The following is a 20357-nucleotide window of genomic DNA, read 5'->3' on the forward strand; positions in this document are numbered from 1 at the left end:
GGACGTCGACGGGGGTGGGGGCCGCGCCGAGGAGCAGATGCGCGTTGCTCCCGCTGAGGCCGAACGAGCTCACCGCGACCACGCCCTGCTCCTTTCCGCGGGGCAACTCGGCGAGCGACGTGGAGACCCGGATGGGAGGCCGCCAGTCGATCTTCGGGCTCGGTACGTCGAAGTTGATCTGCGGCGGTATCTTCCCGTTGCGGAGGATGAGGATGCCCTTGGTGAGGCTCGCCATTCCGGCCGCGGACTCCAGGTGGCCGATGTTCGCCTTCACCGACCCGACGCACAGGGCGTCGTCGGTCGCGCGGTTGGCGCCATAGACGCGGCCGATGGCGCCCATCTCGATAGGGTCTCCCAGCGGCGTGCCCGTGCCGTGCGCTTCGAGATAGCCGACCTCCGTCGGCTCGACACCGGCGGCCTCGAGCGCATGCCGAAGGACGGCCTCCTGGGCCTTGCCGCTGGGCACCGTCACTCCGCCGCTGGGGCCGTCATGGTTGCTCGCTGTCCCCCGGAGCACCGCGAGCACCCGGTCCCCCTCTTCGAGCGCCCTGGACAAGGACTTGAGCACCACGACGCCGCAGCCCTCACCTCGCACGTAGCCATTGGCCGCGGCGTCGAACGCCTTGATGCGTCCATCCGGTGACTGGGCGCCAATCTTGGACAGGCTGATGGTCGTCTGCGGTTGGAGCATCAAGCTCACTCCACCCACCAGGGCGGCCTCGCAGTCCCCCGCACGGATGCTCTGACAGGCCAGGTGCGCGGCCACGAGCGAGGACGAGCACGCCGTATCCAATGTGAGGCTGGGCCCCATCAGCCCCAGTAAGTGGGACAGCCTGCCTGACAGGAAGCTGCCCCCGACCCCGGAGGCGGTGTACGCGTCAATGCGCGCGGGATCCTCGGACTGCATCCGCGCGTAGTCGTCATACATCATCCCCATGAACACGCCGGTGCGCGTCCTGAGCAGCCTCTTTCGCACGAGCCCCGCGTCGCAGACCGCCTCGACCGCGACCTCCAAGAGCAGGCGCTGCTGCGGGTCCATCCGGGACGCCTCGCGTGGGGAAATCTGGAAGAAGCCCGCGTCGAAGCCGTCAATTTGATCAAGGAATGCGCCGTAGCGCGTAGTCATCTTTCCGGGCGCTTCGGGATTCGAATCAAAGAAGGCATCGACATCCCAGCGGTCCGCCGGCACCTCCCGGACCATGTCGGACCCGGCGCATATCATTTGCCAGAAGGCATCCGTGTCTTGTCCGCCTGGAAAGCGGCAGGCCATGCCAATGATAGCAATGGGCTCTCTGCGCTGACGCTCGTGGGTTTCGGCCCGCTCCTTCCATTTTCGAGCGGCAAGGAGCGCTTTGCGCTCTGCGGAGAGCGTTGTCATGGGCTCTGGTTGTCCTGGCAAGGTTCGTTTTACCGGTATTGATATGGAGTCTGTATATTTTGTTTCAAGCGATTTATGTCATGGCGTTGTCATGAAAACTATTTATATGCATATGATGTTGGCTAATGGGATGGTTGTGTGTAGTGATTCCAGTCCCGTTGGGAAGGACAACCTGACTCATGAGGTTCTGTGACAACTGATGTCAGGCGGTCATGGTTCAAGGGAACGGAAAATCGTGATCTGCTTTGTTTGGAGGCCTTGATCTCATGACCGGTACATCAATGACGCGCTTGGAAGCCGGGGTCCTCACGCTCACCTTCAACCGGCCGCAAAAGAAGAACGCCTTCAGCGGCGAGCTCTATGACGCCGCGGCGCAGGTGTTGATCGACGCCGACAAGAATGAAGAGGTCCGGGTGGTCGTCCTGACGGGGGCGGGCGACAACTTCACGTCGGGCAACGACATCAAGGACTTCCTCCAGAAGCCGCCCGGCGGCGAAGACAATCCGTTCCTGCGCTTCATGCGCGCCCTCTCCCGGCTCGAAAAGCCGGTCGTCGCGGGCGTGGACGGTGTGGCGGTGGGCGTTGGAACGACCATGCTGCTGCACTGTGACTACGTGGTGGCCAGTGCTCGCGCGATGTTCAGCATGCCTTTTGTCAACCTGGGGCTGTGCCCGGAGGGGGCCTCTAGCGTGCTGCTGCCTCGCCTGGCGGGGATGTCGCTGGCGTCGGAGTTGCTGATGTTTGGAGACGCCTTCGATGCTGCCACCGCGCTGCGGGCGCGCATCGTCCATCAGGTGGTGCCAGAGAACAGCCTCGCGGAGGTGGTGTCTCAGCGCGCTTCGGCGCTGGCCGCGAAGCCCGTGGAGGCGCTACGCCTGACCAAGCGCTTGCTGCGCGAGCCGCTTCGCGCCGAGGTGGACGCGGCGCTCCAGCGTGAAGGAATACATCTCATTGAGAGAATCGCGTCCGCGGAAGCCCAGGCGGTCTTCGCTGCGTTTCTCAACGGCCGGAAATAGATATTTCTCAAATCCACTCAAACGTGGGGCCCAGCACGGGGTCTGTCGTGAGAATGAAGGTGCCCTGGAGCATGTCGAGCAGCTCCAGCGGCACCGCGACAGGCCTTGTCGTAGAGACGGGCTCTTCCCGCTGGCCCGCGTGGACCAGCCGCCCGTCCTCGAGAAGGATGGCCCAGTTCACGCCGCCTGCTCTGTCTGAGTGAGGCTGATGGCAGTGCCGTGCGACGGCCGCGCGCGCGGCGGCTGGGAGTTCCGTCAGCGCCGTCTGTCGAGCGGGAGCTTCCAGCCGGCCGTCGGAGCGGAAGCGCACCTCCACCAGGACGACCTGGTTGGGATTCTTGAGCGACGCGGCGACCAGGGCCGCATGCACGCGGCCCGCCTCGTCAATCCAGACGCCCGGCTCCGAGCCAGGCAGTCCGCGCAGTCCGCGGATGAAGGCGCTCGCCGTCCGGCGCAGCCGCCCGGCGCGGGTGGCGCGAACGTGCTGGATGTCCAGTCCGCCCGGGGCCTCGCTCACCAGGATGATGCTGATGCCGTTGCCCACCGCGGCGGGCTGGAGCGTGGCGCGTGCCGCGACGGGAGTGGCGGCGAGCTTCACCCGGCTCACTTCCTTGCCCGGGGTGACGTGGGTGGCATCCTGGCTGGACTGGAAGCGGATGAGGCGCAGGTCCAGGGCTCCCGCCCCCAGGAGAGGGATGAAGAGCTCGCCAGCGTGTGTCTCCAACGGTGGGCGGACAAGCCGGGCGGGAGGCGCCTCCAGGTCGAAGCGGAACGGCGCCTGGGGCGTCGCGGGGGGGGCGAGGGCAAGGATGGAGGCACCTTGGCGCCACAGCGTCCAGGTGACAGCCTCGCCGCCCGGCGCGTCGTTCGTCCACGGGGAGAGTGCGTCTGTGGCCTCCGGCTCCACTGTGCCCAGGGCCTGCGCCGTCCTCCGGCTGACGCCGCGTCCTTCTTCGTCCGTCTCGTCCACGAAGACGGCCTGCATCAGCAACGTGTGTCCTCCCAGGTGCTGGAGCCAGACGGCACGCATGCCCGAATAGGGACCTCCTCCCATCATCACCCCCACCGAGGCGGGCCCTGGCCGGCCTGTCATGACCTCGAATTCGATGGGGGCCGACACGGCGTCGATTCCCGCCGCCTGGAGCCGCGCAGTCACGCGGTACCGACCCGGCTGGCGGATGGGCACCCATTCCTGGAGCGGCACGACGGACTCGAGCACGCGCCCCGAGCCCAGCCGGACCTGGGGCGCGACGACGCCACCGAGCGGCTGCGTACCCTCACGCTCGATGACCGTGTAGTGATTGACGGCATGGCCCTTCGGGTACTCGGGGCCTGTGACGGTGTACGTCAGGGATTGGTCGGAGTGCCGGAAGGGGTCGGGGAACTCCAGGGGCGTGGCGCTCTCGTTGGACAGGGCGATGCGCACGTCCAGGTCTTCTGAAGTGACGAGCTGCGCCTTGGACAATCGGAGTTGGATGCGCATGGGCGCACCTCCAGAGGGTGGGGACGGTGTCGTCTTGACTTGGGATGGCGTGGGAGCGGGGTTCGCCGCCGACAGGGTCAGCACGAGCAGCCAGGGCCCGGAGCGGATGGAGGCGCTCATGGTCGCGCGTTCCGGGCACCGTCGCGTTCCAGGGCGCGGGTATTCCATCCCCGCAGGCGCAGGAGACAGAGCCCACAGAAGCGCCGCTCCGTCGCGAAGTCGTAGCCCATCAGGCAGTCCTTCCCGTCGACGTCGTGGCGCTTCGCCTGGGCCCCGCCAATCTCGCGGTGCACGGGGAAGGGGGCATGCGGCAGGAAGAGCTGGTGCCCGATTTCGTGCGCCAGCGTCTGTTCCAGCGTGTTGACGGTGTTTCGGTAGTTGCCCGGCGCGGCGCATTGGATGACGGCGCAGCGGTCCCTCTTCCGCGAGGGGAACTCCGACGCGAAGCCGTTGACGCGAATGCCGCCGACCGTCGTCTCCAGGTTGTAGAGCCCGGAGAACTGAAACAGCGCGATGCCCGCGGCCGTCCCCAGCGCCGAGTCCAGCGCGCGTGTGAGCAGCGTCTTTGCCCAGTCCTTGCACTGCCGGTGGTACTCGCGCGCCTCCAGCAGGGGCACCTTTCGCTCTCGCGTGGGCGCCAGCCACCGGGGGAGATCCGCATCGCCGCAGCGCTTCACGCGCTGCACCTCGGCCAGGAACTCCGCGTGAGTGCGGAAGGTGACGGCGTGGCCGCCCGCCGCGTACTGGTCCACCGCGGGGTCGATGGCCGCCCGGAGCTCCCAGTGCCGGGACGCCGCCACGGCCTCGGCGATGCGCGCGTTGTAGTCCTCGGCGCTCCATCCCGAGCCCCCGCCCGTGCGGTCCTCCAGGCGCAGGAAGGCCTGCTCGAAATGGCCCTGCACGGTGGAGAGCGAGAAGCCGGAGGCGCCCGCGTCCTTGCGCAAGAGACGGGAGAGGTGGACCTCACGCCACGACTCGAAGACGCCGGTGGACGCGCGCACGGCGGCGGGTAGCGGTCCATCATCGTCCACGTCCAGCACCACGCCGCCGTCCCTGCGGCGGTCATAGGCGAGCTGCACGGTGACGCGCCAGGCGTCTCCCGCGATGCTGGACGGCTGGAACACCACGCCGGTGCGACCCGCGAAGGCGCCCTTGGTCCAGGCCTGGCTGTAGGCCGCCCAGCCGCGCTTGTTGCAGGGCGTGACGCGGAAGGGGAAGGCGCCGTCACGGGGCTCGGCCTGGGGCGCGTAGCCGGCCTGCCTGGGGAACACCGCCGAGGACGGCGCGCCGCGCTTGCCACCCACGTCCCGGTGCGCGTTGTCGCCCTTGGGTCGTGACGTCGAACAGTGCCGGTCCAGCGCATGCCTGAGGAAGGCACGGGCCGTGGGGGCATGGTGTTCGAGCGCCTCCGTCTCGTCCTCCCAGTCCCAGAGGAAGCGCACGCGGCCCAGGGCCTTGGGCGCATCCACCCTGTTGCCGCGCGAGTCCTTCAGCCACGCCCGGGCGAACAGCGGAAGCTCCGGTCCGCCGCCCCAGTGCTTCCGGTGCAGTTGGTGGTCGGTGTCGTCGAACATCTCCGATGGCTTCGTCTTGAAGACGTTCCCCACCAGCCGGAGTTCAGCCTTCTCGCCAGGCGCGGGGAGCCGCTTCAACGATTGGGTCAGCTCGCGGTCGCGTGGTCGCGAGAGCACCCGAGGCTCGCCCAGCTCCAGGTCAACGCCCGCCACCAGGACGTGGAAGAACGTCCACGCCACGGGCGCCTGCGCCAGTCCGCTGCCCTGGAGCGTCAGCTTCAGCTTGTAGGGCGAGTGCTCCACCGTGACGACGCCATCCGGAAATGTCTCCGACTCGGGCACGCGGCCATCCCATTTCCACCGGTGCTCGCCTTGGAGCAGCTCCTCGGCGCCCAGCTCACGCGACCACAGCGGCGCCTTGCGGTAGCGCGTGAAGAGCTCCAGCTTTCCGGCGCGCACCCGCCCGCCCGTATTGAGCAGGTGCCACGTCAGCTCCACCGGCTCGACTTCGGGCGCGAAGTGGAAGCCGTCATCCCCCCCCGCCAGCGCGGGGGAGGGCGCGGGGCGGTGGCAGCGGGATTGGGGGCCTCCCGGACTGCGGAGCCGGAAGTCCGCGACGCCATGGCTGGCGGGACGGAGGCGGTTGCGGTTGCGTCCTCCGGGCGCAGCGAGGGCGACACTGGCCGTCAGTGAGATGCGTGCCATGGGTGGAGCCTCAGGCGTCGTGCAGGCGGATGAGCTCGCGGGTGATGTCCGCGAGCTGTCCCGTTTCCGGCAGGCCATGGCGGCGCTGGAACGCTCGCACGGCGGACTTTGTCGATGCTCCGGGCGACCCACGCTCCCCGTCGATGGCGTAGCCCAGGTTGTGCAACCGCTCCTGCGCGGCCCGGAGTGCGTCGGACTCGAAGCCCGGGAGCGACTGGAGCTGCAGCGCCCAGCGGAGCGTCACCGGCTCGGACGCGGCGGCGGGCGCGGTGTCCGGAAAGTCGTCTTCGGTGACGGTGGGCGGGTAGGGCGGTGGCACGCCCTTGGGGGCGGCGGGCGGCGCGCTCCGGCCAGGCGGCGGCGCTGGCGGCCCGGACAGCTTCACCAGCAGCTCCCCCGCGGCGAGGCCCGGCACTTCGTGGCTCAGCGAGCCATCCGCCGCGGTCCTTCCACAGTGCTCGGTGCGGCCGACCGTGAGCACGTATTCCGTATCCACGTAGGGCACTTCCTGTGGATCCACCAGGACCAGATGCAGCCTGCGCTGCTTCAGGATGAAGGTACTGGTGTTTCCTGTCCGGACTGGTGCCGTCCTCGGACTGACCATGCCGCGCTCCCCCCGTGCCTGGATTCGCGATGGTGTCTGCACGTCGTTGAAGGCGTGCCCAAGGTACGGGAACCCGGAGCGCCCTCCATCACCGGAAGTTCTGGGATAACCCTGTTCTGTGCGTCGGGTTAACGGACCTCAACCTGGTGGGTCAGTCAGAGGACGCAAGGCATGGCCAGCCGGGCGAGGCCGCGTCCGCCGCCGCGTGCATGCCCGGCGCGTGCGGCGTGGCTAACTTTGCCACGGACGTTGTCTCTCGCTTTCTTGGAGGCGCCACGCATGCGCACCGCGGACGTTGTCAGGCACGACGAAGCCAGGTGCATCTGGCCCGCACGGGCCGTGCTCGGCGAGGGCCCCTTCTGGATGGCCAAGGAGGGCGCGCTCTACTGGCTCGACATCCCGGGCCGAAAGGTGCACCGGCTGGAGCTCCAGGGCGGTGCGCAGGCGAGCTGGGACACTCCAATGCGTATCGCCTCGCTCGCGCCCCGGCGGAGTGGAGGCTTCATCGCGGGGACGGAGCGGGGCCTGGCCTTCTACGAGCCCCGGAGCGCGCGTCTGGAGCGGCTTCTGGACCCGGAGCCTGAGCGCCCCCACAACCGCTGCAATGACGGGAAGGTGGACCCGCAGGGCCGCTTCTGGGTGGGCACCATGGATGACCACGAGCAGGCGCCCACCGGCGGGCTCTACCGGTTTGACGCCCAGGGGCACCTCGCTCGAATCGACGAGGGCTATACGGTGACGAACGGCCCGGCCTTCAGCCCCGATGGGCGGACTCTCTATGTGAACGACTCGCCCAGGCGCGTCACCTACGCCTTCGCGCTGAGCCCGGACGGCGCGGCCTCCCGTCGCCGGGAGTTCCTCCGCTTCGACGCGCCCCACGGCTTCCCCGACGGGATGACGGTCGACGCGGAGGGCGGCTTGTGGATTGCCTTCTACGGAGGCGGCTGCGTGCGCCGCTTCTCCCCGGAAGGCGCGTGGCTGGCCGAGTACCGGCTGCCCGTGGCGAAGACGACCAGTGTCGCCTTCGCCGGGGATGCGTTGGACCGGCTGTTCGTCACCACCGGGAGAGACGGGCTCAGCGAGGACGAGCTCGAGGCCCAGCCGCTGGCCGGTGGGCTCTTCGAGCTGACACCGGGCGTCCGCGGCGTCGCGCCGGTGCCCTTCGCGGGCTGAACCGGCTCAGCCCACCTCTTCGGTTTCATCTTCGGATTCGTCGTACCGCGGGGCCAGCTCCGCGGCGCGAGCCGCGCGCAGGTGCTGCACGGCGACGAAGCCCACCGCGCCCAGGCCGAAGACGAAGACGAAGGGCCCGGGGAGCAGGCGCATGTTGAGCCCGGCGAAGGCGAGCGCCAGGGCCACCGCGCCCGCGGGCAGGTAGCGCGTCCAGGACGGGCGCTCCACCTCCGGGCGCAGCGCCAGCAGGGCGAGCACGGCCAGCAGCGCCAGCTCCACCACCACCGACGCCGGCAAGTCCCAGCCCCGCAGGTGGGTGACGCCGCCGCCGTAGCTGTAGAGCATGTCGTCGGTGGGCCGCTGCGTGGCGATGACGCGCAGCTCGGGCGGGCCCTGGGGCACCGGCGCGTTGCCCGGCACGACGTCCAGGTTCAGGTTCACCGTGCCCCACGGCGCGAACAGCGCCAGCAGGCACACCGCCACGCCGCCCAGGCCCACCAGCCGCGGCATCGCCAGGAGCTGGCGGGGCTCGAAGTACGCGCCCACGCCGTCCGCTCCCGCGATGACCTTGCGGTACTGGTCATGGGCCACCAGCCCCACACCCGCCACCATCAGGAGCGGCAGCACGCCCAGGCTGAGCGAGCGCAGCGCCAGCGCCACCAGCACGGCGGTGGTGGTGGCGGCGGCCTCCGGCGTCATCAGCACTGCGGGCATCCGCTCGGTGAAGCCAGGGGACTGCTCCGCGGCGCGCAGCTCGCGTGCGCACAGCACCGTGCCACTCACCACCGCCAGCAGCGACCCGAGGAGGCCCACGCCGCCGGAGGAGAGCAGGGCGGACAGGACGACGGCGCAGCCCACCACGATGACCCCCAGCACCGTGGGCGAGTGGGCCGGCACGTGCGCCAGCCACTTCGGTCCATCATAGGGCGGGGCGGACTGGCCCGGGTCCGTCTGGTCCTCGGGCGGACGCTCGGGCGCGTCGCTCGCGACGTAGGGCCGCGAGTGCTCATCCGCCTCGTCGAGGATGTCCGCCGCGTATGCGGGCTCCTCCAGGTTGCGCTGGGGCCGCGAGGCGCGGAGCGAGGGCCGGGCCCCCGTTCCCTTGGGCGGCTCGGGCATGGTCGCCCCGCAGTTCTCGCAGTACCGCAACCGGGAATTGGAGTCTTCACCACACTCCTGGCACCGCATACCGCCACCTCGTTGGGACGACAGGGGCTACTTCCGAGCGGCCTCGGCGGGGGCGGAGGGCGTGGACAGCTCCTGGATGCGCAGGGCCAGCGTCTGTGGGTCGATAGGGCCCACATGCTTGCCCCGGATGACGCCGTTGGGGTCGATGAAGTACGTCTCCGGCACGCCCGCCACGCCGTAGTCCAGCGCCATCCGCGAGCGCGGGTCCACCAGCTGCGGGTAGCTGGCGCCGTGCTGCTGGAGGAAGCCGCGCGCGTTGTCATCGGTGTCCTGGAACACCACGCCCAGGAACACCGCCTGCGAGCCGTACTGCCGCGCGCCCCACTCCAGCACGGGGTGTTCGACGCGGCACGGGCTGCACCACGACGCCCAGAAGTTGATGACCACCGGCCGGCCCTTCAGGTCCGCCAGGCTCACCTTCTCACCGCTGTCCAGCGCGCGCAGCGCGAAGTCCGGGGCCGGCTTGCCCTTCATCATGAAGGGGACCTCGTGCGGGTTGCGCCCGAAGCCCTTGAACAACACGAAGAGCAGGCCCGCGCAGAGGACCACGAAGCCCAGCGTGTAGCGCCAGCCCTTCATCAGGCGGCCCCTCGCTCGGCGTCACCACCCGTGAGCGGGGACGCACCCACCGCCGGCGCGCCCGCCATGGCCACGGCGGCCTTCCGGCGCGGCCACAGCGAGATGAGCGTGCCCAGCACCAGCAGGGGGATGCTCCACCAGATCCATCCGACGAGCGGGAAGACCCAGATGTTGATGCTCGCCGTGCCGGCCTGTTCGGAGAAGGCCATCAGCGACACGTAGAGGTCCTCGCCCGGCGTCTCCCGGACACCGGGGGTGCCAATGGGGTCCGTGCTGCGCTCGTAGTAGTTGAGCCGCGGCTTCAGCTCGGACACCTTGCCGCCCGGGGACGTCACCTCCACGCGCGCCGCCACGTAGGTGCGGTGGGGCTCCTCGCCGCTGACCAGGCCCAGGTACTTCATCTGGTAGCCGCCCAGCTCGATGACCTGCCCCTTCTTCAGCGTGCCGGAGGTGTGCTTCACGTACGCGGAGGACGCGGCCACCGCGACGATGATGAGCACGATGCCCAGGTGCACCACGTAGCCGCCGAAGCGGCGCTGGGCCTTCAGCGCGCTGGTCGTCAGCGCGGCGACGAGGCCTTCCTTGCGCTCGGCCATGCGCACCCGCACCGGCGCCACCAGCTCCCGCAGGGTGACGACGGTGACGAAGCCCGCCAGCCCGAAGGTCATCAGCGGGTACACGCCGCGCAGGCCCGCCGCGAAGCACGCCGCCGTCACCACCAGCCCCACGACGGAGGGGATGATGAACTGTCGGCGCAGCGTGGCGGGATCCGGCTTGCCCCAGGGGAGCACCGGGCCCACGCCCATCAGGAAGAGCACCGCGATGCCGCCCGGCACCGCCATCTTGTTGAAGTACGGCTCACCCACGCTCACGCGCACGCCGCGCACCGCCTCGGAGATGAGCGGATACAGCGTGCCCAGCAGCACCGTGAAGGTGATGGCGACGAACACCAGGTTGTTCACCAGGATGCTCGCCTCGCGGGACAGCGGCGAGGCCAGCTGGCCTTCCGGCACCAGCAGCGGACCGCGCACCGCCAGCAGGCCCACGCACAGCACCAGCAGCACGCCCAGGAACACCAGGAACGTGGGCCCGATGTCGGACTGGGTGAAGGAGTGCACCGAGTTGAAGATGCCCGAGCGCGTCATGAACGTGCCCAGGATGGTGAGCACGAAGGACGCGAGCGCGAGGCTGAGCGTCCACAGCTTCAGCATCCGCTTGCGCTCCTGCACCATGGTGGAGTGCATGAACGCCGTCGCCGTCAGCCAGGGCAGGAAGGACGCGTTCTCCACCGGATCCCACGCCCAGTAGCCGCCCCAGCCCAGCACGGCATAGGCCCACCAGGCGCCCAGGATGATGCCAATGGACAGGAAGAGCCACGCCACCAGCGTCCAGCGCCGCAGGGGCGCCATCCACGCTTCGCCAATCTCGCCGCGCAGCAGGCCCGCCACCGCGACGCCGAAGGGCACCGTCATTCCCACGTAGCCCAGGTACAGCATGGGCGGGTGGATGATCATCAGGATGTGGTTCTGGAGCAGCGGGTTGGGGCCGGGGCCATCCGCCGGCACCGGGGACACCGCGCCCCAGGGGTTGGCCGGGCCCGCGATGAGGAAGGCGAAGAAGACGCCCACCGCCAGCATGGTGCCCAGCGCCAGCTGCATGTAGCGCGCGTGCTCCTTACGGTGGATGAAGGCGAAGGCGGCGATATAGCCGCCCATGATGAAGCCCCAGAAGAGGATGGACCCCTCCAGGGCGCTCCACAGCGAGACGATGGTGTAGACCAGCGGCGTGGCCCGGCTGCCCACCTGCGCCACGTAGCGCACGCTGAAGTCGTGCGTGACGAGCGCGTGGACCATCACCAGGTTGGCGCCCACCATGCAGGCGGCGAAGCCCCACACCGCGCGCAGCACCCACGGGAAGCCCGCGTCACTGCGGCGCAGGCCGCTCACCAGGCCCACGAGCGCGCCGAAGGCCGCGAACGCGAGCCCCCCGAGCACCAGGCCGTAGCCCACGGTTCCGTTCACTTCGCACCCATCGCGGTGGTGGCGTCGGAGAGCGTCTCCTGCCACTGACGAGGATCCTCACCCTCCTTGGGGGCGCGGTACTCGTTGGAGTGGTTCACCATCAGCCGGTTGGAGCTGAAGACGCCGGACTTGTCGTAGGTGCCCTCCACGACGACGCCAATCTTGTCGCGGAACATCTGCGGCGGCGTCTCCGTGGAGCGCACCAGCACGCTGGGCGCGCCCTCCTTGACGTCATCCGCCACGCGGAAGTGCAGGGTGGTGTGCTCGGCGTTCCACTGGATGCTGCCCGGCTCCACCACGCCGCCCAGGCGGATGGTGGCCGAGTACGCCTTGTCACCCTGGCCCAGCATCTCCGACGGGCTCCAGTAGTAGACGAGGTTCTCGCCGATGTTGCCGAAGGCCACGAATCCCAGGCCAGCCCCCGCGACGAGCAGGGCCCCCAGGGCAATCAGACGGTTGCGAGCGACGGGGGACATGGCGACTCACTCCTTGGCGTCGGTAAGTGCCTTGGGCCGACGAACCCACAGGGACACAGCGTAGAGAACGAGCATGGCGACTGTAATGCCGTAGCAGGCCCAGACATAGCCCCAGCCGCCGACGATGCGGCCGCTGCCGACCTGTCCGGGCGCCGCCGCGAGGAGCCACAGCCACTGCGTGGAAAGCGTCATCATGGTCAGGCCACCCTCGAGGAGTTGGCGCCACCCGCGGCGGCGAGGTCCGACGGCAGCGCGTCCGGCAGGGCCACCTCCGCCTGGCGCTCCGCCAGGGCCTGGCGGTAGCGCTGCACCAGGAACCAGAGCGTGAGGAACAGCATGCCGAACGCCGACACGCGCAGGGCCAGCGTCATCTCCGGGTCCACCGTCTTCGGCGTGGACTGCACCTGGTGCAGGCTGCGCCACCACCGCACGGAGAACCAGACGATGGGCAGGTTGATGGCGCCGATGATGGCCACCACCGCGCTCCAGGTCGCGCGCTTCTCCGGGTCCTCCACGAAGCGCCGCAGCACCAGGTAACCGGTGTACGTCACCAGCATGATGGCCTGCGAGGTCAAGCGCGGATCCCACGACCAGTAGACGCCCCAGGTCGGCCGGCCCCAGATGGCGCCGGTGATCATCCCCGCGGTGCCCAGCACCAGGCCAATCTCCGCGGAGGCCTCCGCGGTGGCATCCAGCTTCCAACTCGCCTTCATGAGGTAGCCGATGGCCACCACGAAGTTGATGGCCATGGCCACCATGGCCACCCACTGGAGCGGGACGTGGACGTACATGATGCGCTGCACGTCGCCCATCTCACGGTCCGGCGGTGCCCACGCCAGTCCCAGCCACCACCCCGCGGCGAGAACGACCAGCGCCAGCGCCGGCAGGCCCCACTTGATGAACTTTCCCATCCGTCAGTCCTCGATGATCCGCGGGAACAGCAAGAAGCCTACGCCCCAATAAATCAGATTGAATCCGCCTAAAAGCCCCAGCCATGAGCCAAACTGATTCATGGGGTCTCCCTGAAGTACGAGCGTGGTCGCCTTGGCCGCGGAGAGGAGGGCGGGGATGACCAGCGGGAACAATAGCAAAGGCAGGAGCACATCCCGTGCCCGGGCATTGCTCGAAATCGCGGCGTAGACGGTCCCGGGGGCGCTCAAGGCCAAGCTGCCGAGCAGGAGGATGAGCCCCAGGTCCACCACGCTGGTGACGATGCGCACCCCGTACAGGGCCACCATGACGGGCACCAGCAGGGCGCCCAGGGCCGTCAGCAGCAGGGTGTTGCCCAGGGCCTTGGACAGAAAGATGGCGCGGGCATCCGCGGGCGCCAGCCGGATGCCGTCCATGCAAGCGTTCTCCGACTCGACGCGGAACGACTCGCCCAGGGCGAGCACGTTGGCGAAGAGGATGGCCAGCCAGAAGTAGCCGCCGGCGTTCTTCTCCAGCAGCTTCGTGTCGGGGCCCAGCGCGAAGGAGAACATCAGCAGCGTGGCCAGCGCGAAGAAGATGATGGCGTTGAGGCGCGCGCGGGTGCGCCACTCGATGAGCAGGTCCTTGCGCAGCAGCGCCAGGGTCGCCGTCAACAGGCCGATGGGGCGGGGACGCGAGGCGCTCATGCCGCCACCGCCCGGCCTTCCTGCAGGTGAAGCCGCTCTTCACACAGCGTCAGGCCTTGCTCGACGAGGTGGGTGGCCAGGATGACGGTGGCGCCGCTGGCCTTGAGCTGGGCGATGATGGCCTCCATGTCGCGGATGCCCGCGGGGTCCAGCTCGCCGAAGGGCTCGTCGAGCAGCGCGATGGACGGCGCCTTGAGCAGCAGGCGGGCAATGGCCAGGCGCTTGCGCATGCCGGCGCTGAAGCCGCGGACCGGGCTGTCGGAGCGGCGGTTGAGCCCCACCCGGGTCAGCTCCGCGTTGGCGGCGTCCGCGGGCGAGGGCAGCCCCAGGAGCCGGGCCAGCACCGTGAGGTTCTGGTGCGCGGTGAGGTCCTCATAGAGGAAGCTGGCGTGCGACAGCAGCGCCACGTCACGGCGCACCGCGTCGCGCTCCACCACCGCGTCGCGACCGAGCACCTCCACCCGGCCCGCGGTGGGGCTCAGGGCGGTGGCCAGCAGGCGCAGCAGGGTCGTCTTCCCGGAGCCGTTGTGGCCGGTGAGCAGCAGCGAGCGTCCAGCGGGGAGCGCGTACGTGAGACGCGCCAGGGCCCACCGGCGGCCATACCGCTTGCTGACGTCATGCAGGGCAAGCGCGGGGGCGGCGGAGAGGGGAGGCATCGGCGGGGGCGTTCGTATCCGGAAACCAGAACGTCCACCAGTGAAACCCAAGGTGGTGGCCTGGACGGAGAAAGGGCGAGCCTGGGGGGAGGAAAGGATTTCCTCCCCATGTGGTCGCAGGTGCCCGCCGGGGGCCTCCAGGGTTCCACGGAGGGGAACGTCCACTGCTCACCAGGCGAGCCGTTCGGCCGGACGGCCCTCTCGACTGCCCGGCCCTGAGTGCCCAACCTCCTGGCACCTCCCCTGCAACGGTGCGCGGGCATGCGAGGCGGACGCAGCAGGTCCGCGCGGAGGGCGTGAATGGCGACGGGTAAGGTGTTGCGAAGAGCGGTCAAGGCGGCGGCGGCGGGGATGATCCACTACAGCGGGATGCGGCGGGCGATGGCCGCGTATCGGCGCTCCCAGTCCGGCGGGAGGCGCATCCTCATCGTGAGCTACCACCGCGTGGTGAGCGACTTCACCGGGGAGCTGCAGCGCTCGATTCCCGGGCTGCTCATCTCCCAGGAGACCTTCCGCCGGCATCTGGAGGAGGCGCACGCGGCGGGCTTCGAGCTGGCCTCCATCGGTGACGCGGTGGACGTCATGCATGGCCGCCGGGTGGCGAAGAAGGACCTGTGCGTCGTGACGTTCGACGATGGTTACCGGGACGTCTACCGGCATGCCTATCCGGTGCTCAAGGAGATGGGCGTTCCGGCCATCACCTATCTGCCCACGGCGTTCATCAACACCGACAAGCGCTTCAACCACGACCGGCTGTTCCACCTGCTTCGCCGGGTCCAGGAGCGCCGCTTCCGGCCGTTCTATGACTCGCTGCCCGCGCCCGCGCTGCAGCTGCTGGGGCCCATCCTCTCTGGACAGAAGACGGTGTCGGCGTCGCTGGACGACTTCATCGGCGAGCACCCCACGCGCGTGCTGACGGAGATCATCGACGCGCTGGAGCAGCAGCTCGGCGGCGGCGCGGACCTGGTGCCGGAGCAGGGCGACGTCATGAACTGGGACGAGGTGCGCCGCATGGCGCGCGACGGCTTCGAGTTCGGCGCGCACACGCTGGGCCACACGGTGCTGACGCTGGAGCCGCAGGAAGTCGTGGAGCGCGAAATCCTGGAGTCCAAGCGCGCCATCGAGCGCGAGGTGGGCATCACCGTGCGCGACTTCGCCTACTGCAACGGCTGGTACTCGGACGAGGTCATCCGCGTGCTGTCGGCCAACGGCTTCCGTTCCGGTGTCACCACGGAGGACATGCCCAACCGCATCGGCGGCGACCCGTTCACCCTCAAGCGCAAGGTGCTGTGGGAGAACTTCAGCCTGGGCATGCTCGGCGACTACTCGTCGTCGCTCACCGGCTGCCAGTTGGACGACTGCTTCGGGGTGCTGGGCATGAGCAGCCCGGTGCCGGGGAAGCGCCCCCATTTCATCAGTGCCCCCGCCGGGGGAAACCAGTTGAGCAGTGCCCCGGCGCGGGTGAGCCCCAACCCAGCGAACAGTAACGAAATCGTGGTGGGTCCGGAGACCGCCACGACCCTCCAGGAGGCTCCGTGAGCGGAAGTTCCACGTCGGCCGCGTCCGGGGGCTCGTTCCTCGGGCGCGCCGGCCCGTTGGTGTTGGCCCGGCTGTTCACCGCCGGGCTGACGCTGTCCATTCCCCTCGTGCTCGCCCGGGTGCTGAACCTGGACGACTACGGGACGTACTACCAGCTGTTCCTCATCGCCACGACGCTCTACTACGTCCTGCCGTTCGGCGTGGTGCAGAGCCTCTACTACTTCCTGCCTCGCACGGCAGCGAAGCGGCCCTTCCTGGGACAGACGCTGCTGTTCATGTCCGCCATGGGCCTGGTGGGCGCGGGCGCGGTGTGGGCGCTGCTCGGGTATGTGGCGGGTTGGTTCTCCAACCCCGCGCTGGCCGAGTACCGCCTGCCCCTGGCCGCGTACACCGCCTTCCTGCTGGGGAGCTTCCCGCTGGAGGTGTCCCTCACCTCGCAGGGCCGCACGAAGGCGTCCGCGGTGGTGTATCTGGTGTCGGACGCGGTGCGGGCCTCGGTGATGGTGGTGCCGCCGCTCCTGGGGGCCTCGCTCTACGGAATGATGATGGCGGTGGCGGCCTTCGCGGCGCTTCGCTACCTGGCGACGTGGGTGGTGTCGCTGCGCGGTGCCGCCGGGCCCTTGGTGGATGGCCAGCGCTTCCGCGAGCAGTTGACCTACGCGGCGCCGTTCGGCGCGGCCATGCTGTTGGCCATCCCCCAACAGAACGCGCACCTGTACGCGGTGGCGGGCGCGGTGGCGCCGGCGCTGTACGCGCTCTACCGCGTTGGCTGCTTCCAGCTGCCGGTGGTGGACCTGCTGTACACGCCCACCAGCGAGGTGCTGATGGTGCGGCTGGGCGAGCTGGAGCGCGAGGGCCGCCTGGAGGAAGGCGTGGAGGCCTTCCGTGAAGCGGCCGGGAAGCTGGCCTACTTCTTCCTGCCCTTCGCTGCGTTCCTCTTCTCGGCGGCGCCGGAGTTCATCGGGGCGATGTTCGGTGAGAAGTTCCTGCCCGCGGTGCCCGTCTTCCGCATCAGCGTGCTGGGCGTGGTGCTCTCCATCCTCCCCATGGACGGGACGCTGCGCGCCCGGGGGCAGACGCGGGCCATCTTCGCGTCCTACGCGGTGAAGGCGGCGGTGACGGTGCCGCTGGTGTGGCTGGGTGTGAAGCACTTCGGGCTCATGGGCGGCATCGGCTCGTGGGCGGTGGCGGAGGTGGTGGGCAAGGCCATGCTGCTGGCCCGGGTGCCCGCGGCGCTGTCCACGCCGGCGCGGAAGCTGAGTGTGGCGGATGTGATTCCCTGGCAGTCGCTGGGCAAGGCGACGCTGGCGGCGTGCGCGGCGGCGGCGGCGGTGTTCGTCCTGCGGGCCGGTGCCCACGGGGCCTGGGCGCACCTGCCCACGGGCTTCTTGTGGCGCGTGCTGCCGCTGGCGGTGGCCGGGACGCTGTTCTTCACCGGATACCTGGTGGTGCTGCACTTCACGGGGGTGAGGCCGCTCAGCCTGATCGCGGGGCTGCGGGCGCGAAGGGCGGGGTAGGGCACTTCCCTCCCCGCGGGGGGGTACTTAGTTTGGTGCGTGTCGGAACACGGGGTTTGGGAGGCGTGATGGGTGTCGACGCGATGACGTTCTACCGGCTCGCGCGCGGGCTGAAGAAGCGGGGGGTTCCCCTGCTGCCAGCCGTGCTGCGCAAGGCCATCTACTATCTGCACAGCTCGCACATCCCCGAGGACGCGGAGATCGGCGAGGGGACGCAGCTGGGCTACGGCGGCATCGGCGTGGTCATCCACAGGGCCGCGCGGATTGGACGCCACTGTCTCATCTCGCAGCAGGTGACCATTGGCGGGCGCTCGGGCATCGAGGGCGCTCCCGTCATCGGTGACTACGTGCGCATGGGCGCGGGCGCGAAGATCCTGGGCAACATCCGCATCGGGGACTTCGCCGTCATTGGCGCCAACGCGGTGGTGGTGAAGGACGTGGCGCCGGGCACGGTGGTGGCGGGGGTGCCCGCGAGGGTCATCCGGCAGGACCCGGATCCGATAGGGACGTATCAGCGGGAGATGGGGCAGGAGCCTCCCCGCGTGCCGCTGGTGGCGGTGCCGTCGTCTTCCACGCTGCGCCAGTAGTCCGCGGGAGCCACATCGATGCGCGTGCTCCTCGTTGGGGACTACCCGCCGCCGCATGGCGGCGTCGCGGTTCATGTTCAACAGCTTCATGGCTCCCTGCGCGGCCGCGGGGTCGACGTGAAGGTGCTCGATATCGGGAAGGGTGGCCGGCCGGCTCCGGACGTCATCCCGGCTCGCGGCGCCGCTCCGCTCGCCCTGCGGCTCGCGCGGCACGTCGCCACCGGGTGGACGATTCACCTCCACACCAGCGGCAACAACCCGAAGTCCTGGGTGCTGGCGGGGATGGTGGGGGGCCTGCCCGGGCCGAGGTCTCCCCGGGTCATCACCCTCCACTCCGGGCTGCTGCCGGACTACCTCGCCGCGTCCAGCACGCGGCGGAGCCTCGCGCGCGTGGCGCTGGCGGGCTACGCGCGGGTGGTCGCCGTGTCCGAACCCGTGCGGTCCGCGCTGGTGGGCTGCGGCGTGCCAGAGGAGAAGATTGACGTGCTCCCGGCCTTCTGCGCCTCGCAGGTGCGGCCGGGGCCCGTTCCCTCCGCGGTGGAGGCCGCGCGCTCCCGGCGGCGGGTGCTGCTGTCCATGGCGCACCATCCATCGCCCGTCTACGGACGCACGCTGATGTTCCGGGCCTTGCGCGAGCTGGCGCGGACGTGGCCGGACGTGGGGCTGGCGCTCTTCGGTCCGGGCCTGGAGTCCGAGGCGTTCATCCGCGACGTCCGTGAGGCGCGCGTGGCGGGCCATTTGGAGGTGCTGGGGGAGCTCGAGCACTCCGCTGCGCTGGGGCTCATCGCGCGCAGCGACGCTTTCGTGCGGCCCACCACCCATGACGGAGACTCCATCTCCGTGAGGGAGGCGCTGACGCTGGGCGTGCCCTGCGTGGCCAGTGATGTCTGTGGCCGGCCCGAGCCCACCCGCGTGTTCGCCGCGGGCAATGCCGGGGAGCTGGCGCGGGTGATTCGCGAGGCCGTGGCGGCAGGGCCCATGCATGTGCCCCAGGTGGATGCGGGGCCGGAGCTGCTCGCGCTGTACGGGGAGCTGTCCTCCAACAACGCTTTGAAGTCGTCACACGAACAAGGTTCAGGCCTGGGGGAGACGAGACATGCGGCGCAGTGATGAGCTGGACCTCGCGCGCAGGACGCTGCGCGGACGTGACCTGGTGGTGTTCTCCAACGACTGGGATGGGGATCCGCTGTCGAAGGTCCACATCATGCGGATTCTCTCCCGGGAGAACCGCGTCCTCTGGGTGAACAGCATTGGCAACCGCGCGCCGAAGGCCAACGCGCATGACGTGAAGCGCATCTTCGACAAGCTGGGCCGCTTCACCGAAGGCGTCCGCGAGGTGGAGCCCAACATCCACGTCCTGTCGCCGCTGGCCATTCCCTTCTATGGCTCGGAGCTGGTGCGTGGCGCCAACCGGCGCTTGCTGCGGCTCCAGGTGCTGCGGGCGATGAAGCAGCTGGGCTTCCAGAAGCCCATCTCCTGGAGCTTCCTGCCCGCGTCCGCGCCGGTGTCTGGCACGCTGGGCGAGGAGTTCGTCATCTACCACTGCGTGGACGAGTTCTCCGCCTTCAGCGACACCAACGGCCGCCACATCGCGGAGCTGGAGGAGCGGCTGCTCAAGCGCGCCGACCTCTGCATCACCTCCGCGGAGCGGCTGCGTGAGAACAAGGCCCGCGTCAATCCGCGCACGGTGCTGGTGCGGCATGGCACCGACTTCACCCACTTCGTGAAGGCGTGCGACCCGGCCACGACGATTCCCCCGGACATCGCCCGTCTGCCCAAGCCCATCATCGGCTTCTTCGGGCTGGTGGCGGACTGGGTGGACCAGGAGGCCCTCATCGCCACGGCCCGCGCCCACCCGGAGGGCTCGGTGGTCATCATCGGCAAGACGACGCCGGACTGTGACGACTCCGCGCTGCGCGCCGAGCCGAACATCCACATGCTGGGCCGCAAGCCGTACGCGGACCTGCCCGGCTACAGCAAGGCGTTCGACGTGGCGCTGATGCCGTTCAAGGTCAGCGAGCTGACGCTCAACGCCAACCCGCTCAAGGTGCGTGAGTACCTGGCGTCCGGCCTGCCCGTGGTGTCCACGGACCTGCCGGAGGTGCGCAAGGTGGGGCTCTGCAAGATTGCGAAGGACACCGAGGACTTCGTGCGCAAGGTGGACGAGTGCCTGGCGGACAAGCCCGGTCCGAACCGCGAGCGCGCCGAGCGCATCTTCAACGAGAGCTGGGACGCGCGCGTGGACGAGATTCGCCACCATGTTGGCGCGGCGCTCATGGCGGACGGCAAGGAGCTCTGACGTTCC

19 protein-coding genes are annotated in these 20357 nt (G+C 69.4%); 7 read left to right on the forward strand and 12 right to left on the reverse strand.

Annotation, left to right across the window (positions count from 1 at the left end; genetic code table 11):
• On the reverse strand, window positions 1–1378 hold a 1378-nt coding region (locus tag HV826_RS23810; RefSeq protein ID WP_368670978.1), incomplete at its 3' end, for a type I polyketide synthase.
• Between the two features lie 266 nt (window positions 1379–1644).
• Here HV826_RS23810 and HV826_RS23815 point away from each other — a divergent pair.
• Window positions 1645–2394 (forward strand): enoyl-CoA hydratase-related protein, encoded by a 750-nt coding sequence (locus tag HV826_RS23815; RefSeq protein ID WP_176419303.1) that lies wholly within the window; start codon window positions 1645–1647, stop codon window positions 2392–2394.
• A 7-nt stretch (window positions 2395–2401) separates the two neighbouring features.
• Here HV826_RS23815 and HV826_RS23820 read toward each other — a convergent pair whose 3' ends face one another.
• From HV826_RS23820 to HV826_RS23830, 3 genes are all read right to left on the reverse strand, one after another.
• Window positions 2402–3877: a hypothetical protein gene (locus HV826_RS23820; RefSeq protein ID WP_255217382.1), complete on the reverse strand. Its 1476-nt coding sequence runs from the start codon at window positions 3875–3877 to the stop codon at window positions 2402–2404.
• A 116-nt stretch (window positions 3878–3993) separates the two neighbouring features.
• A complete protein-coding gene (locus HV826_RS23825; RefSeq protein ID WP_176419305.1) occupies window positions 3994–6096 on the reverse strand; it encodes a hypothetical protein in 2103 nt (700 codons plus the stop codon).
• A 10-nt stretch (window positions 6097–6106) separates the two neighbouring features.
• Window positions 6107–6592: a peptidoglycan-binding protein gene (locus HV826_RS23830; protein WP_368670979.1), complete on the reverse strand. Its 486-nt coding sequence runs from the start codon at window positions 6590–6592 to the stop codon at window positions 6107–6109.
• A 387-nt stretch (window positions 6593–6979) separates the two neighbouring features.
• Here HV826_RS23830 and HV826_RS23835 point away from each other — a divergent pair, with 387 nt between their 5' ends.
• On the forward strand, window positions 6980–7873 hold the full coding sequence (locus tag HV826_RS23835; protein ID WP_176419307.1) for an SMP-30/gluconolactonase/LRE family protein: 894 nt from the start codon (window positions 6980–6982) through the stop codon (window positions 7871–7873).
• Window positions 7874–7879: 6 nt separating this feature from the next.
• On the opposite strand, the gene HV826_RS23840 is transcribed toward HV826_RS23835, so the two are convergent.
• The 8 genes from HV826_RS23840 to ccmA all read right to left on the reverse strand — a co-directional run bounded on the left by HV826_RS23840 (window position 7880) and on the right by ccmA (window position 14409).
• Window positions 7880–8992 (reverse strand): zinc ribbon domain-containing protein, encoded by a 1113-nt coding sequence (locus tag HV826_RS23840; protein WP_255217383.1) that lies wholly within the window; start codon window positions 8990–8992, stop codon window positions 7880–7882.
• Window positions 8993–9088: 96 nt separating this feature from the next.
• Window positions 9089–9640: a redoxin domain-containing protein gene (locus HV826_RS23845; RefSeq protein WP_176419309.1), complete on the reverse strand. Its 552-nt coding sequence runs from the start codon at window positions 9638–9640 to the stop codon at window positions 9089–9091.
• Window positions 9640–11661: a heme lyase CcmF/NrfE family subunit gene (locus HV826_RS23850; RefSeq protein ID WP_176419310.1), complete on the reverse strand. Its 2022-nt coding sequence runs from the start codon at window positions 11659–11661 to the stop codon at window positions 9640–9642. The genes HV826_RS23845 and HV826_RS23850 overlap by 1 nt, the downstream gene beginning before the upstream one ends.
• Complete coding sequence (locus HV826_RS23855; protein ID WP_163785999.1) at window positions 11658–12137, reverse strand: cytochrome c maturation protein CcmE; 480 nt, start codon at window positions 12135–12137, stop codon at window positions 11658–11660. The genes HV826_RS23850 and HV826_RS23855 overlap by 4 nt, the downstream gene beginning before the upstream one ends.
• A 6-nt stretch (window positions 12138–12143) precedes the next feature.
• The gene (locus tag HV826_RS23860) at window positions 12144–12332 is read right to left on the reverse strand and encodes a heme exporter protein CcmD (protein ID WP_176419311.1); all 189 of its coding nucleotides are present in this window, start codon (window positions 12330–12332) and stop codon (window positions 12144–12146) included.
• 2 nt (window positions 12333–12334) lie between these two features.
• Entirely contained in the window at window positions 12335–13048 is a 714-nt protein-coding gene (gene ccsA, locus HV826_RS23865) for a cytochrome c biogenesis protein CcsA (protein WP_176419312.1), read from the reverse strand.
• Window positions 13049–13051: 3 nt separating this feature from the next.
• A complete protein-coding gene (locus tag HV826_RS23870; RefSeq protein ID WP_176419313.1) occupies window positions 13052–13753 on the reverse strand; it encodes a heme exporter protein CcmB in 702 nt (233 codons plus the stop codon).
• Window positions 13750–14409 (reverse strand): heme ABC exporter ATP-binding protein CcmA, encoded by a 660-nt coding sequence (gene ccmA, locus HV826_RS23875; protein ID WP_176419314.1) that lies wholly within the window; start codon window positions 14407–14409, stop codon window positions 13750–13752. Before ccmA ends, HV826_RS23870 begins: the two co-directional genes overlap by 4 nt.
• A 381-nt stretch (window positions 14410–14790) precedes the next feature.
• Between ccmA and exoL the strand changes: the two genes are divergently transcribed.
• The 5 genes from exoL to exoP all read left to right on the forward strand — a co-directional run bounded on the left by exoL (window position 14791) and on the right by exoP (window position 20351).
• Window positions 14791–15948 (forward strand): spore coat polysaccharide deacetylase ExoL, encoded by a 1158-nt coding sequence (exoL, locus tag HV826_RS23880; RefSeq protein ID WP_176419345.1) that lies wholly within the window; start codon window positions 14791–14793, stop codon window positions 15946–15948.
• Window positions 15945–17465, forward strand: coding sequence for a spore coat polysaccharide flippase ExoM (gene exoM, locus HV826_RS23885; protein ID WP_176419315.1), 1521 nt, complete (start codon window positions 15945–15947; stop codon window positions 17463–17465). Before exoL ends, exoM begins: the two co-directional genes overlap by 4 nt.
• A 68-nt stretch (window positions 17466–17533) precedes the next feature.
• Entirely contained in the window at window positions 17534–18052 is a 519-nt protein-coding gene (locus HV826_RS23890; RefSeq protein WP_176419316.1) for a serine O-acetyltransferase, read from the forward strand.
• A gap of 18 nt (window positions 18053–18070) precedes the next feature.
• A complete protein-coding gene (gene exoO / locus HV826_RS23895; RefSeq protein ID WP_176419317.1) occupies window positions 18071–19162 on the forward strand; it encodes a spore coat polysaccharide biosynthesis glycosyltransferase ExoO in 1092 nt (363 codons plus the stop codon).
• Window positions 19149–20351 (forward strand): spore coat polysaccharide biosynthesis glycosyltransferase ExoP, encoded by a 1203-nt coding sequence (exoP, locus tag HV826_RS23900; RefSeq protein ID WP_176419318.1) that lies wholly within the window; start codon window positions 19149–19151, stop codon window positions 20349–20351. Before exoO ends, exoP begins: the two co-directional genes overlap by 14 nt.
• The last annotated feature ends 6 nt before the right edge of the window (window positions 20352–20357 follow it).

The sequence above is a fragment of the Myxococcus sp. AM010 genome, assembly GCF_013372585.1.
Classification (GTDB): Bacteria; Myxococcota; Myxococcia; order Myxococcales; family Myxococcaceae; genus Myxococcus; species Myxococcus vastator.